We start from the raw sequence: 14,579 nt of genomic DNA on the forward strand, positions 1-14,579 counted from the left end.
TGGCCAGCCTTTTTAATCACTAAAATTGAGTCCGAACCGCTAATACATCACGTAGTGACCGTAGCTTTCGAGAATACTTTTGACCCGTTCCATCGTGTCGGCTTTCGGTGGATGAACGCCGTCCAGCTTGTACTCTTCCCCCATTGCCACCCACTTATGTTTGCCCAGTTCGTGATAGGGCAGCAGTTCGATTTTCTCAACATTGCCCATATCGCGTGTGAACTCACCCAGACGATGAGCCGATTCATCATCATCAGAATAGCCTGGCACAACAACATAGCGGATCCAGGTGCGAATGTTACGCTTGGACAGATAACGAGCAAAATCGAGTGTACGGTGGTTGGATACGCCGACCAGAATCTGGTGGACATCATCATTGATCTGCTTAAGGTCGAGCATCACCAGATCGGTAACGTCGAGCAGTTCGTCAATCACCGGGTCATAGCGGCGAACAAAACCGTTAGTATCCAGGCAGGTATTAATCCCTTCAGCTTTACAGGCACGGAACCAGTCACGTACGAATTCGGCTTGCAGGATAGCTTCCCCGCCTGACGCGGTAACACCACCGCCAGAAGCATTCATGAAGTGGCGATATGACACCACGTCTTTCATCAGTTCTTCTACGGTGATTTCTTTGCCGCCGTGCGTATCCCAAGTATCACGGTTATGGCAATACAGGCAGCGCATCAGGCAGCCCTGGAAGAAGGTGATAAAACGGATGCCGGGGCCGTCAACGGTCCCGCAGGATTCAAAAGAGTGGATGCGACCGAGTACTGACATTGCGATGAATTCTCCACGGTGACACAGTCTTTAGCTGTGTTAAGTCTGTTTTGGCAGGCGTCCATATTAGGCGACTGACAAAACCGGCTGGTGGTGAGCAGGCCCCCTTACGGGAGCCTGTATAGAGCGCAGCGACTTACATAGACTGTGTAAAGGTACGTGTAATCACGTCCTGCTGCTGCTCTTTAGTCAGTGAGTTGAAGCGTACTGCATAGCCTGATACGCGAATGGTGAGCTGCGGGTATTTTTCCGGGTTCTCCATTGCTTCTAGTAGCATTTCACGGTTCATCACATTGACGTTCAAGTGTTGACCACCTTCGATGCTGGCTTCGTGATGGAAGTAACCATCCATCAGACCCGCAAGGTTGGTTTTGCGTACGTCGTCATTTTTGCCCAGTGCGTTTGGCACGATGGAGAAGGTGTAAGAGATACCATCTTTCGCGTAAGCAAACGGCAGTTTTGCAACCGAGGTAAGAGAGGCAACCGCACCTTTCTGATCGCGACCATGCATTGGGTTTGCACCTGGCCCGAATGGTGCGCCAGCACGACGTCCGTCCGGGGTATTACCCGTTTTCTTACCATACACCACGTTAGAGGTAATGGTCAGTACGGATTGAGTTGGCACTGCATTACGGTAGGTTTGCAGTTTCTGAATTTTCTTCATGAAACGTTCAACCAGGTCGCAGGCAATGTCATCCACACGTGAATCGTTGTTACCAAACTGCGGGTATTCACCTTCGATTTTGAAGTCTACAGCCAGACCATCTTCATCACGAATGGTGGATACTTTGGCGTATTTGATAGCAGACAGGGAGTCAGCCGCAACGGACAGACCTGCGATACCGCAAGCCATAGTACGGTAAACATCACGGTCATGCAGTGCCATCAGTGACGCTTCATAGCTGTATTTATCGTGCATATAGTGGATAACATTCAGCGCAGTGACGTACTGTTTTGCCAGCCAGTCCATAAAGTGATCCATACGGTTCATCACTTTATCGTAGTCCAGCACTTCATCCATCATTGGCGCTTCTTTTGGGCCAACCTGCATTTTCATTTTTTCATCCACGCCGCCGTTAATGGCATACAGCATGGTTTTCGCCAGGTTGGCACGTGCACCGAAGAACTGCATTTGTTTGCCGACGATCATCGGGCTTACGCAGCAGGCAATAGCGTAATCATCATTGTCAAAATCAGGGCGCATCAGATCATCATTCTCATACTGCAGAGAAGAGGTATCGATGGACACTTTTGCCGCGTATTTTTTGAAGTTCAGTGGCAGTTTTTCAGACCACAGAATGGTCATGTTTGGTTCCGGTGAAGGACCCATGGTGTAAAGGGTATTCAGGAAACGGAAGGTGTTTTTAGTCACCATTGTACGGCCGTCAACGCCCATACCTGCCAGTGATTCTGTCGCCCAGATTGGGTCACCTGAGAACAGTTCATCGTATTCAGGAGTACGCAGGAAACGTACCATACGCAGCTTCATCACCAGGTGGTCGATCAGTTCCTGTGCTTCCAACTCGTTAATCACGCCTGCTTTCAGGTCGCGTTCAAAGTAGATATCCAGGAAGGTCGATACGCGACCAAAGGACATTGCTGCACCGTTCTGGGATTTCACCGCAGCAAGGTAACCGAAGTAGGTCCACTGTACCGCTTCTTTTGCATTGGTAGCCGGACCAGAGATATCACAGCCATATTTTGCTGCCATCTCTTTAATCTGCTGGAGTGCGTGATGCTGGTCGGCAATTTCTTCGCGCAGGCGAATTGTCGCTTCCAGGTTAACACCGTTTTCCATATCGCTCTGCAGTGAGGTGAACTGAGCGAATTTATCTTTCATCAATGCATCGATACCGTACAGCGCTACACGGCGGTAGTCACCAATGATACGGCCACGACCGTATGCGTCAGGCAGACCCGTCAGCACACCTGATTTACGGCAGCGCATAATATCTGGAGTGTAGACATCGAATACACCCTGGTTATGGGTTTTACGGTATTCGGTGAAGATTTTTTTCACGGTAGGATCAAGTTCGCGGCCATACACTTTGCACGAACCTTCAACCATTTTAATTCCGCCGAAAGGGATCAGCGCGCGTTTCAGTGGAGCTTCTGTCTGCAGACCAACGATTTTTTCCAGGCTTTTATTGATATAGCCCGCATCATGAGAGGTAATGGTTGATGGCAGGTCGGTATCAAAGTCAACCGGTGCATGAGTGCGGTTTTCTTGTTTGATGCCTTCCATCACTTTGTCCCACAGGGCAGTTGTTGCCTCAGTGGCACCGGCCAGGAACGCTTCGTCGCCTTCATACGGTGTGTAGTTTTTCTGGATGAAGTCACGGACGTTAACGCTGGTCTGCCATTCGCCCTGTGCAAAGCTTTCCCAGGCTGTCGCCATTTTTTGATTAAGCTCGGTCATTTGATACCTACCTTATAACGTGAAGTTCGTTGTACGTTCCCGCCGTGTGACATCACACCGACGGTTGCAAAATTCTGTTAGTGGGTGAATCAGTGATGATCGCCATCACGCAGATAAATTACCCAGTAAGTTAAACCAACAAGCAAACCACCACCGATGATATTGCCCAGGGTAACCGGGATCAGGTTATCGGTAATAAAATGGCCAACGGTGAGGTGCGAAAACTGCTCTGCACTTGCTCCGGTAGCTTGCCAGAATTCGGGAGTCGCAAAGTCTTTAATGATGATCGCCATCGGGACGAGAAACATGTTGGCGATGCTGTGCTCAAATCCACTGGCAACAAACATCGCAACCGGCAGTACCATGGCAAACATTTTATCCATCAGACTACGACCGGAGTAACTCATCCATACTGCCATGCACACCATCAGATTCGCCAAAATGCCAAGGCAGACTGCTTCAGTGAAGGTATGGTGCATTTTGTGGTCAGCGGTTTGCAGGACATTCAGTCCCCAGGCACCGTTGGCCGCCATGTATTGCCCGGCAAACCAAATCAGAGCGACAAATAAGATGGCACCGATAAAGTTACCGACGTAGACGATAATCCAGTTGCGTGCGAGCTGCGCCCAACTGATACGACCGCTGGCTTTAGCAACCACGGTGAGAACAGTGGAAGTAAACAGGTCAGCACCGCAAACCACAACCAACATCAGACCCAGTGAAAAGCAGATACCACCAACCAGTTTTGCCAGCCCCCATGGGACAGCAGCCGTACCCGTTGTCGCAGTAATATAGAAAGCAAAGGCGATGGAAATGAAGACTCCAGCGGTAATTGCCAGAAAAAATGTGGTGAAGGGGTGTTTCGTTGCTTTATAGACACCTGCATCTTCAGCAACTTTCGCCATTTCTGACGGTAATAATAAATCAAAGGGGTTGCCAGCTTTCACACTAACGTCCTCCCAAAAGTAATCAGCGAGGAAAGTCTAACAAAGGAGTATAGGAAAGAATTTGATGTGGATCATATAGGCCCGGCTAATTCGCGGGTAAGACCCTATTTTTATCATGGGTTTATTGTTTAAGTTGTTGTTTTTATTTAAATAAAACTTTTTTAATTATTAAAAAAATATTTGAGTCTCAGATGTGTTTCGCGAAAGAGTGGGTGAATAAACGAGAGTAAATATAGCCAGGTTGTAACAATTAAAAAGGTAACAGCCTGCGCTGTTACCTTTTATTAACCTGCAGATAGAGATCGGCTGCGGTGAAATAATCTTGTCTGTTTATAACCCCCTTTAACCGGGTGCTATTTTTATAGTCAATTATTTCCAGTAAAGACGTTTGGCCGCCTGAAGTTTTTCATAAGCCGCCAGCAGAGATTGGTGTGCCGGGAACGCTTTCAGATCGTTATCAACCGCCTGCAAACCATAAAATGGCGCTTCACCACTGATAGCTGCTGAAGCTGTGTCTACGGCTTCCTGCCCATACATACGGACGAATGCCGTATGATACTGCAAAGGGTCGCGACCTTCTTCCTGGCTCAATAACAGCAGTGTTTGCAGGCAGCGATAGTAGTTGGCGCGTTCGGCGCTGAAGATCGACTGATTGAACTCCATGGTCCATTCCGTCCAAATCAATGCCTGTTCCAGATCGCCTGCTGCCAGTGCTAACATCGCCTTAAGTTCACCAATACGCAGTGTGTACCAGCCGTTATCTTTACCCGTTGCAAGGCCCAGCAGTTCGCGTACACGTGTGAAGTCGTCATGGCCGTCTTCATCCAGCTGCTCCAGCAGAGACAGATAGTCTTCTTTTTCCCAGCTGCTTTCCGGCAGGCTGAGTAGTGTATCGCGCAGGTAAGCACCCATGCTGTTGTTCGCCAGCAGCAGGTCTTCTGCCGGGTAGATATCAGACATGCCCGGCACGATGATGCGGCAAGCGTACACATCCAGATGCTCATAGTCCGCGATGTAAACTTCCTGATCTTCTGACTTGAAGATGTCCATCAGTGTCGAGAACTCTTCTTCAGTGCTGCCTTTAAAGCTCCAGTCAACAAACGGATAATCGGCGTCATCCTTAAACATATCCCACGAGATCAGACCGCTGGAATCGATAAAGTGTGTTTCCAGGTTGGCGTGTTCCGCCACTTCTTCATCGTCGAAGGTCGGCGGTGTGAACACATCCAAATCTTTGAGGCCACGACCTTGAAGCAGTTCGGTGACGGTACGCTCAAGCGCTACGCCAAAGTCAGGGTGAGCACCAAAGGAGGCGAAGCACGTGCCATTAGCAGGGTTAAACAGCACCACACAGATAACAGGATATTTACCGCCCAGTGAGGCGTCGTAAGAGAAGATTGGGAAACCTTCTGCTTCCAGCGAGGCGATGGCTTCGACAACGCCCGGATAACGATTTAACACGTCTTGCGGAATGGCTGGCAGGCTGATTGATTCCGCGATAATACGGTTTTTAATATAGCGCTCGAATACCTCTGACAGCCCCTGAACGCGGGCTTCGTTGGCGGTATTACCGGCAGACATACCGTTTGATACATACAGGTTGCCGATAATGTTCATCGGGATGTAAACGGTTTGCTGATCCGACTGACGGGTAAACGGCAGGCCACAGATGCCGCGTGCGGCATTGCCCGACTGCAAGTCAACCAGTTCGCTGGCGCTCACTTCGTTTTCCGGGTCGTAGAATTTACGCAGTCGTGGATCCAGAATGCCTTCTGGCAATTGGTCATCTTCCGGCAGTGGGAACCACTTCTCGTTAGGGTAGTGAACGAAGTCGCCGTTAGCGATCTTCTCGCCTAACCAGAAGTCAGCGAAGAAATAGTTGGTGGACAGGCGTTCAAAGTATTCGCCCAGCGCAGAGGCCAGAGCCGCTTTTTTGCTCGCGCCTTTACCATTGGTAAAACACAGCGGGCAGTCGCGATCGCGGATATGAACTGACCAGACATTCGGGACCGGGTTCAGCCAGGATGCTTCTTCGATGTTGAAGCCAAGATCCTGCAGTTTTTGCTGAAAGCGTGCGATGGAAACTTCCAACGCGGCGTCTTTGCCTGGGATATAAGTTTGAGTCATTTTGCCCACTCGTTATTGATTGTGCGGAAAGCGCGCAATGATACGGGGTTTCCGGCGGAATCGCTATCCGACATCATTAATTTCATGAACGCAAGAATGCCATTTTAGGATGAAAAGATAACGGGTCTGTTTTTCAAACAGGAAAACACCTCACAAAATATCGTCTGCTGTTGCATTTCCCCTACAAGCTGTTGCGGCACAGGCCGGTGAACTGGTCGGTCGACCTGATAAATCATTGCAGCAACGGGGTGGCAATGATAAAACCGATAGAGGAATCAAAACCGATTGATCTGAAAGTGGTGAGGGGAAATGAGTCAGGTTTTCAATTTTAGCTCAGGCCCGGCTATGTTGCCGGTAGAAGTACTTCGTCGCGCTGAACAGGAACTCTGCAACTGGCAGGGTTTAGGAACCTCCGTAATGGAGATCAGCCACCGTAGTAAGGAATTTATTCAGGTCGCGGAAGAGGCTGAAAAAGATTTTCGTGATCTGCTGAAAATCCCCTCCAACTATAAAGTTTTATTCTGCCATGGCGGTGCACGCGCTCAGTTTGCTGCCATCCCGATGAATCTGTTGGGGCAGCATGCCACGGCGGACTATGTTGATGGCGGTTATTGGGCAGCCAGCGCAGTAAAAGAGGCTCAGAAATACTGCACGCCAAATGTGATCGATGCCAAAACGACGATTGATGGCCTGCGCGGTATCAAACCAATGAGCGAGTGGGCACTGTCTGATGATGCTGCCTACGTTCATTACTGCCCGAACGAAACGATCGACGGTATCGCTATCCCGGAAACCCCGGACTTTGGTGATAAAGTGGTAGTGGCCGATCTTTCTTCCACGATTCTGTCGTCCCCGATCGATGTTAGTCGTTACGGCGTGTTGTATGCCGGCGCACAGAAAAATATTGGTCCTGCCGGGTTAACACTGGTCGTTGTGCGTGAAGATCTGTTGGGTCAGGCGCGTAAAGAATTGCCTTCCATCCTGGATTATAAGGTCCTGGCGGATAACGAATCTATGTTCAACACGCCACCGACCTTTGCCTGGTATCTGTCCGGCTTGGTGTTTAAGTGGCTGAAAGAGCAGGGCGGCGTGGCGGAACTGGATAAACGTAACCAGGCAAAAGCCGATCTGCTGTATGGCACCATCGATAACAGCAGTTTCTATCGCAACGATGTGGTAGCCGCTAACCGTTCACGTATGAACGTACCCTTCCAACTGGCTGATGCCACACTGGACAAACTGTTCCTTGAAGAGTCATTTGCAGCAGGTCTGCATGCTCTGAAAGGCCACCGTGTGGTCGGCGGCATGCGTGCTTCGATCTACAATGCGATGCCGTTGCAGGGCGTGAAAACGCTCACCGATTTTATGGTCGACTTCGAACGTCGCCACGGCTAAGGTACGCCTGCATTGGCAGTAAGTTTTGAATCTGAAACCCCGCAGCCCAGCGGGGTTTCATTGTAATTATTTTGGAGAATACGTTTCACATGCAGGATTCCCTGACGTTACAACCTATCGCCCTGGTCGATGGCACCGTTAACCTTCCCGGCTCTAAGAGTGTGTCTAACCGCGCGCTGCTGCTGGCCGCACTGGCAAAAGGCACCACCCGCCTGACGAATCTGCTTGATAGCGACGATGTTCGCCATATGCTGAATGCACTACAGGCGTTGGGTGTTCATTTCACACTGTCTGCCGATCGCACGGTGTGTGAAGTCGAAGGTCAGGGCGGTGCACTTCAGGCAGAAGGCGCGCTGGAACTGTTTCTTGGCAATGCCGGAACGGCAATGCGCCCTCTGGCGGCGGCACTGTGCCTGGGCAGCAACGACATCGTTCTGACCGGTGAGCCTCGCATGAAAGAACGTCCGATTGGCCACCTGGTTGATGCTTTACGTCAAGGGGGGGCCGATGTCGAATACCTTGAGCAGGAAGATTACCCGCCGCTGCGCCTGAAAGGCGGGTTCCGCGGTGGCGAAGTCGCCGTCGATGGTAGCGTTTCCAGTCAGTTTCTGACGGCGTTGCTGATGGCCGCACCGTTAGCCGAAAACGATACTCGCATTGTGATTAAAGGCGATTTGGTATCAAAACCCTATATCGATATCACGCTCAACCTGATGGCGACTTTTGGCGTTAACGTTGAGAATGAAGATTACCGCGCGTTCCACATTCGTGGCCAGCAGCAGTATCAGGCACCCGGCGACTACCTGGTTGAAGGTGATGCATCCTCTGCGTCTTATTTCCTTGCCGCGGCAGCAATCAAAGGTGGAACGGTGAAAGTTACCGGTATTGGCCGTAACAGTATGCAGGGCGATATTCGTTTTGCCGACGTACTGGAAAAAATGGGCGCCAGCGTGGAGTGGGGCGATGATTTTATTGCCTGTACGCGTGGGGATCTTAATGCTATCGATCTGGATATGAATCATATCCCTGATGCTGCGATGACCATTGCAACAGCTGCCCTGTTTGCGAAAGGTACAACGGTTATGCGCAATATCTATAACTGGCGTGTGAAAGAGACCGACCGTCTGGCGGCGATGGCCATTGAACTGCGTAAAGTGGGTGCTGAAGTTGAAGAAGGCCATGACTTCATTCGCATTACACCACCCGCGCAGGTTAAATTTGCTGAAATTGGAACCTATAACGATCATCGTATGGCGATGTGTTTCTCCCTGGTTGCTCTTTCCTCAACGCCAGTGACCATTCTTGATCCAAAATGCACGGCGAAAACGTTTCCCGACTACTTCGAACAGCTCGCCCGTATCAGTCAACTGGCGTAACGGGCATCTTCGTCAGGAATGCGTGCCGCCTATGACAGAATACGGTGCGCAACCAACGCAGTTGCAGCTTCATGCATGAGGGGTATAATGCGCGTCGATATTTGTCTGGGCACCCGTTGCCCAGGCATTCCACCGACAGGAGAACGACATGATGGCAATAGCCCCAGTGATCACCATTGATGGCCCAAGTGGTGCAGGGAAAGGTACATTGTGTAAAGCGATGGCCGAGGCGTTGCAGTGGCACCTGTTGGACTCCGGTGCAATTTATCGCGTTCTGGCCCTGGCTGCGCTGCATCATCAGGTGGATATGGCTTCTGAAGAAGCTTTGGTTCCTATCGCCGCCCATCTTGATGTGCGTTTTGTTTCTAACAACGGCGAAATGGAAGTGATTCTGGAAGGTGAAGATGTTACCGGTGAAATCCGAACTCAGGATGTCAGTAACACCGCCTCCAAAGTGGCCGCATTCCCTCGTGTGCGTGAAGCATTGCTGCGTCGTCAGCGTGGTTTCCGGGATTTTCCGGGATTGATTGCCGATGGTCGCGATATGGGCACGGTGGTTTTCCCTGATGCACCAGTGAAAATTTTCCTTGATGCCAGCTCTGAAGAACGTGCTAACCGTCGTATGCTACAGTTGCAGGAAAAGGGCTTTAGTGTTAACTTTGAGCGCCTTTTATCTGAGATAAAAGAGCGTGATGAGCGAGATCGTAATCGAGCCATTGCACCACTGGTGCCGGCTGATGATGCGTTAGTGCTTGATTCGACAACGATGTCGATCGAGCAGGTTATCGACATCGCATTAAAGTATGCGCGTGAGAAGCTCGCGCTGGCGTAAATATCAACTACGCTTAATGACCTCTGCATGAGCTTCGGCTTGCAGAATGATTTATCTAACTCTGTGATATGGATGTCATGGAGCATGTGAAACAACCCCACCCGGCAGGATGTCAGGTGGACGTTAAATTGAAGAATCCTGAAGATTATCAATATGACTGAATCTTTTGCTGAACTATTTGAAGAATCCCTAAAAACAATCGAAACCCGTCCGGGTTCCATCGTTCGTGGCGTTGTTGTCTCTATCGACAAAGACGTAGTCCTGGTTGATGCGGGTCTGAAATCTGAATCTGCGATCCCTGCAGAGCAGTTCAAGAACGCAGCCGGCGAACTGGAAATCCAGGTAGGCGACGAAGTTGACGTTGCGCTGGATGCAGTGGAAGACGGCTTCGGTGAAACTCTGCTGTCTCGTGAGAAAGCTAAACGTCACGAAGCATGGATTACACTGGAAAAAGCTTACGAAGATGCTGAAACTGTTACCGGTGTTATCAACGGCAAAGTTAAAGGTGGCTTCACAGTTGAGCTGAATGGCATTCGTGCGTTCCTGCCAGGTTCACTGGTAGACGTTCGTCCAGTGCGCGATACACTGCACCTGGAAGGCAAAGAGCTTGAGTTCAAAGTCATCAAGCTGGATCAGAAACGTAACAACGTTGTCGTTTCACGTCGTGCGGTTATCGAATCCGAAAACAGCGCAGAGCGCGATCAGCTGCTGGAAAACCTGCAGGAAGGCATGGAAGTTAAAGGTATCGTTAAGAACCTTACTGACTACGGTGCATTCGTTGATCTGGGCGGCGTTGACGGCCTGCTGCACATCACTGATATGGCATGGAAACGCGTTAAGCATCCAAGCGAAATCGTGAATGTTGGCGATGAAATTACCGTTAAAGTTCTGAAATTCGACCGCGAGCGTACCCGTGTTTCTCTGGGTCTGAAGCAGCTGGGCGAAGATCCATGGGTTGCTATCGCGAAACGTTACCCAGAAGGCACTAAGCTGACTGGTCGTGTAACTAACCTGACCGACTACGGCTGCTTCGTTGAAATCGAAGAAGGCGTTGAAGGCCTGGTACACGTTTCTGAAATGGACTGGACCAACAAAAACATTCACCCATCTAAAGTTGTTAACGTTGGTGATGTTGTTGAAGTTATGGTTCTGGACATCGACGAAGAACGTCGTCGTATCTCCCTGGGTCTGAAGCAGTGCAAATCTAACCCATGGCAGCAGTTTGCAGAAACCCACAACAAGGGCGACCGTGTTGAAGGTAAAATTAAGTCAATCACTGACTTTGGTATCTTCATCGGCCTGGACGGCGGCATCGACGGCCTGGTTCACCTGTCTGACATCTCCTGGAACGCTACCGGAGAAGAAGCAGTTCGTGAATACAAGAAAGGCGACGAAATCGCTGCTGTTGTTCTGCAGGTTGACGCAGAGCGCGAGCGTATCTCCCTGGGCGTTAAGCAGCTGGCAGAAGATCCGTTCAACAACTACATCTCTCTGAACAAGAAAGGTGCAATTGTTAACGGTAAAGTGACTGCAGTTGACGCTAAAGGTGCTACAGTTGAATTGGCAGACGGCGTTGAAGGTTACCTGCGTGCTTCTGAAGCATCGCTGGACCGCGTAGAAGACGCAACTCTGGTTCTGAACGTTGGCGACGATGTTGAAGCTAAGTTCACCGGTGTAGACCGTAAAAACCGCGTTGTTAGCCTGTCTGTTCGTGCAAAAGACCAGGCTGATGAGAAAGAAGCAATCAATACTGTTAACACCAAACAGGAAGAAAGCAACTTCTCTAGCGCAATGGCTGAAGCTTTCAAAGCAGCTAAAGGCGAGTAATCGCTTTCAGGGCAGCGCAAGCTGCCCTGTACCGTCGTTACTGTCAGAACTTTTCCTAACAAGGATTAACCGGAGGTTATATGACCAAGTCAGAACTGATTGAAAGACTTGCCGGCCAGCACTCTCATATTCCGGCGAAAGTCGTTGAGGATGCGGTAAAAGAGATGCTTGAGCATATGGCAACAACGTTGTCAGATGGCGAACGCATTGAAATCCGGGGATTTGGCAGCTTCTCTTTACACTATCGTGCACCTCGTACTGGCCGTAACCCGAAAACGGGTGACAAAGTGGAGTTGGAAGGCAAATACGTTCCACACTTCAAGCCAGGTAAAGAGTTGCGTGATCGCGCTAATATTTACGGCGGTTAATACCTTAGGGTATTGCGATGAATCGATAAAACGACACTCCGGTGTCGTTTTTTTTTGCCCAAAATAAAACCATTGGTTTATGCATAAAATCTTGATGACATTTGCAAATAGCGAAAATTGTTTGCGAGGTGTTTTCCACATCCTTTCCGGGTGATATGACTTTCAGGAGTGATTGCTGCACACTGGTCATCATTGATACAGGGAGGTGTCATGTTGATAACTGTGAACCGGCTGGCATGGAGTGTCATTGCTGCAACGCTACCGCTGAGTTTCCTGTCTAAGCTTCCTGCTGCTGTCTACGACCTGCCCGTTTTGTCCGCAGCTGTTCTCATGGCGCTGTCCGGATGGCGTTGTGCAAAATTGGTCGCGCTGATATTAGTCTTGTTCCTCTGGGCAGTCTGTGCTGGGCGGGTCATGTTGGATCAAATAGAACAGCTGACGCACGGGCAGTTGAAAGCAGAAATTGTCGTAGAAAACGTACTACCCGATGGGAAGATGGTTAAAGTACGGCTGCTGCGCTACAAAGACAGGATTCTGTTCCCTCCGATTTATGCCACCTTGAAAGTTCCGCCGCAGGAGATAGCCTTTTGCGCCGGACAGCACTGGAACATGGAACTTGTTCTGCGTCCAGTGCATGCTCAGCTCAATGAAGGAGGATTTGACCGACAGCGTTTTGCGCTGGCTAATCATACGCCACTCACTGGCAGAGTGGTGTCGACAGAGGTTATTGATTCACAGTGCAGCTGGCGTGCCAGGGTGATTAATGCAACGCAAAAGAACTATGGTCATCTGACGTGGCAGGCATTGATTTCTGCGCTGGCCTTTGGCGAAAGAGCGGAAGTCGACAGGGAAACAAATCTGCTATTGCGTGAAACTGGCACGGCACATCTGATGGCGATTTCAGGTATGCATATTGCCCTTGCCGCGAGTTTCGGCTGGTTATTATCGCGTGGTGTTCAGTTCCTGTTGCCTGCCTGGTGTATTGGCTACCGATTGCCTATGTATTGCAGCCTGATGATTGCATTAGCCTATTGTTGGTTATCCGGTGGCAATCCCCCCGCGCTGCGGGCAATGCTGTCTTTACTGGTCTGGAGTACGCTTCGTTTGCGTTTTATCCACTGCCATAGTTGGCAGGTATGGTGCCTGTGCATCGCTTTGATCCTGTTTTTTGATCCATTAAGCGTACTTTCTGACAGTCTTTGGCTGTCAGCGCTGGCGGTAGCGGGTCTGTTACTGTGGTTTCACTTTTTTCCTCTACCTCGCCGTTTTAACCGTGGTAAACGCTGGCTGCTCTTGCGTTTACTGCATCTTCAAATTGGAATGCTACTGTTATTAATGCCACTACAAGCGATGCTGTTTCATGGGTTTAGCTTGAGCGCGTTGGTAGCAAATTTGTGGGCAGTGCCGTTAATCACGATGCTGACAGTGCCTTTGATTCTTGTGGCGATCGTGTGCAATCCGTTGCCGTGGGTCAGCCCGCTACTGTGGCAATGGGTTGACCACTCTCTGGCTCTGGTTTTTATTCCTCTTCAACATTTACCTCGCGGCTGGTTTCCTTTGGACCAAACATTGGGCGCTGCCAGCCTGTTATGCTGGCTGATACTTTTGAGTCTGCGTTTCGGCTGGTGGCGTACCTCACCTGTCAGCCTGTTTAGTGCGGCTCTTTTGCTGTGTAGCTGGCGCGAAGTAGGATCCCATCCGCATTGGCGTGTTGATATGTTAGATGTTGGCCATGGGTTAGCCGTCGTTGTCTCTCGTAACGGCGAGGCAACGCTATACGATACCGGTAACCGCTGGCCAGGAGGGGATGCTGCCCGTAGTCAGATCCTGCCCTGGCTCAACTGGCAGGGATTAAACGTCACCGATGTTATTATTAGTCACGGCCATCTTGACCATATTGGCGGGCTGGAAACTGTGCAGGCTGCATTCCCGGCGGCGCGTGTACGCAGCGCTCTGGCGCGTAGGGGGCACTTACCCTGTCGCAAAGGTACTCGCTGGCGCTGGCAGGAACTTCAGTTCAGCGTTCTCTGGCCACCCGAGGCGGAAAAAGGTGAGGGGAACAACCAATCCTGTGTCGTCACCATCACGGACGGAAAATGGCGAGTGCTACTGACAGGAGACATTGAGGCCCCGGCAGAGCTAAAACTGGTCGCAGAACAGCGTGCCAGCCTGTCGGCGGATCTGTTGCAAGTTCCACATCACGGTAGCAGAACATCCTCTTCTCCACCTTTCTTACGCGCGGTGGGCGCCACAGCGGCGGTCGCATCAGCCGCGCGTTACAGTGCCTGGCGGCTACCAGCTGCGAAGATTATCCAGCGTTACGATAAAAATCACGTCGAATGGCATGATACGGCCCTTTCGGGACAGATCAGCGCCCATTTTTTTGTTGATAACTGGCAACTTATGGGGTTAAGAGAACAAATAATGAACCGTTGGTATCATCAGTGGTTTGGCGTAGTCAGGGATTCCAGGTAGAATGAGCGGCTATTTCATTCAAAGCTGGTTAAA

10 protein-coding genes are annotated in these 14,579 nt (G+C 50.3%); 6 read left to right on the forward strand and 4 right to left on the reverse strand.

Features of this window, described 5'->3' with window-relative positions; genetic code table 11:
* Positions 1-39: 39 nt before the first annotated feature.
* The 4 genes from pflA to ycaO all read right to left on the reverse strand — a co-directional run bounded on the left by pflA (position 40) and on the right by ycaO (position 6,273).
* Positions 40-780, reverse strand: a complete 741-nt coding sequence (gene pflA, locus HHI26_RS16345; RefSeq protein WP_133841041.1) for a pyruvate formate lyase 1-activating protein — start codon at positions 778-780, stop codon at positions 40-42.
* A gap of 136 nt (positions 781-916) precedes the next feature.
* Positions 917-3,199 carry a formate C-acetyltransferase gene (gene pflB / locus HHI26_RS16350; RefSeq protein WP_133841040.1) on the reverse strand — a complete coding sequence of 761 codons (2,283 nt, stop codon included), beginning with the start codon at positions 3,197-3,199 and terminating at the stop codon, positions 917-919.
* 89 nt (positions 3,200-3,288) lie between these two features.
* Positions 3,289-4,146 (reverse strand): formate transporter FocA, encoded by an 858-nt coding sequence (gene focA / locus HHI26_RS16355; protein ID WP_159337134.1) that lies wholly within the window; start codon positions 4,144-4,146, stop codon positions 3,289-3,291.
* A 369-nt stretch (positions 4,147-4,515) separates the two neighbouring features.
* Positions 4,516-6,273: a 30S ribosomal protein S12 methylthiotransferase accessory factor YcaO gene (gene ycaO, locus HHI26_RS16360; RefSeq protein WP_159337133.1), complete on the reverse strand. Its 1,758-nt coding sequence runs from the start codon at positions 6,271-6,273 to the stop codon at positions 4,516-4,518.
* A gap of 309 nt (positions 6,274-6,582) precedes the next feature.
* On the opposite strand from ycaO, the gene serC reads away from it, so the two are divergent.
* The 6 genes from serC (at position 6,583) to HHI26_RS16390 (ending at position 14,546) form a co-directional block, all read left to right on the forward strand.
* On the forward strand, positions 6,583-7,668 hold the full coding sequence (gene serC / locus HHI26_RS16365) for a 3-phosphoserine/phosphohydroxythreonine transaminase (RefSeq protein ID WP_133841037.1): 1,086 nt from the start codon (positions 6,583-6,585) through the stop codon (positions 7,666-7,668).
* An 89-nt stretch (positions 7,669-7,757) separates the two neighbouring features.
* Positions 7,758-9,044 (forward strand): 3-phosphoshikimate 1-carboxyvinyltransferase, encoded by a 1,287-nt coding sequence (gene aroA / locus HHI26_RS16370; protein WP_159337132.1) that lies wholly within the window; start codon positions 7,758-7,760, stop codon positions 9,042-9,044.
* A gap of 148 nt (positions 9,045-9,192) precedes the next feature.
* A complete protein-coding gene (gene cmk / locus HHI26_RS16375) occupies positions 9,193-9,876 on the forward strand; it encodes a (d)CMP kinase (RefSeq protein WP_133841035.1) in 684 nt (227 codons plus the stop codon).
* Positions 9,877-10,029: 153 nt separating this feature from the next.
* Positions 10,030-11,703 (forward strand): 30S ribosomal protein S1, encoded by a 1,674-nt coding sequence (rpsA, locus tag HHI26_RS16380; protein WP_133841034.1) that lies wholly within the window; start codon positions 10,030-10,032, stop codon positions 11,701-11,703.
* Between the two features lie 80 nt (positions 11,704-11,783).
* Positions 11,784-12,071, forward strand: a complete 288-nt coding sequence (gene ihfB, locus HHI26_RS16385; RefSeq protein ID WP_062743871.1) for an integration host factor subunit beta — start codon at positions 11,784-11,786, stop codon at positions 12,069-12,071.
* Between the two features lie 210 nt (positions 12,072-12,281).
* The gene (locus HHI26_RS16390; protein ID WP_171149436.1) at positions 12,282-14,546 is read left to right on the forward strand and encodes a ComEC family protein; all 2,265 of its coding nucleotides are present in this window, start codon (positions 12,282-12,284) and stop codon (positions 14,544-14,546) included.
* Positions 14,547-14,579 lie beyond the last annotated feature (33 nt).

Source organism: Erwinia sp. JH02 (genome assembly GCF_013074405.1).
Classification (GTDB): Bacteria; Pseudomonadota; Gammaproteobacteria; order Enterobacterales; family Enterobacteriaceae; genus Erwinia; species Erwinia rhapontici.

Coding starts and splice junctions, on each gene's coding strand:
- pflA (WP_133841041.1), bottom strand. CDS start 780: ATGTCAGTACTCGGTCGCATCCACTCTTTTGAATCCTGCGGGACCGTT.
- pflB (WP_133841040.1), bottom strand. CDS start 3,199: ATGACCGAGCTTAATCAAAAAATGGCGACAGCCTGGGAAAGCTTTGCA.
- ycaO (WP_159337133.1), bottom strand. CDS start 6,273: ATGACTCAAACTTATATCCCAGGCAAAGACGCCGCGTTGGAAGTTTCC.
- serC (WP_133841037.1), top strand. CDS start 6,583: ATGAGTCAGGTTTTCAATTTTAGCTCAGGCCCGGCTATGTTGCCGGTA.
- aroA (WP_159337132.1), top strand. CDS start 7,758: ATGCAGGATTCCCTGACGTTACAACCTATCGCCCTGGTCGATGGCACC.
- cmk (WP_133841035.1), top strand. CDS start 9,193: ATGATGGCAATAGCCCCAGTGATCACCATTGATGGCCCAAGTGGTGCA.
- rpsA (WP_133841034.1), top strand. CDS start 10,030: ATGACTGAATCTTTTGCTGAACTATTTGAAGAATCCCTAAAAACAATC.
- ihfB (WP_062743871.1), top strand. CDS start 11,784: ATGACCAAGTCAGAACTGATTGAAAGACTTGCCGGCCAGCACTCTCAT.
- HHI26_RS16390 (WP_171149436.1), top strand. CDS start 12,282: ATGTTGATAACTGTGAACCGGCTGGCATGGAGTGTCATTGCTGCAACG.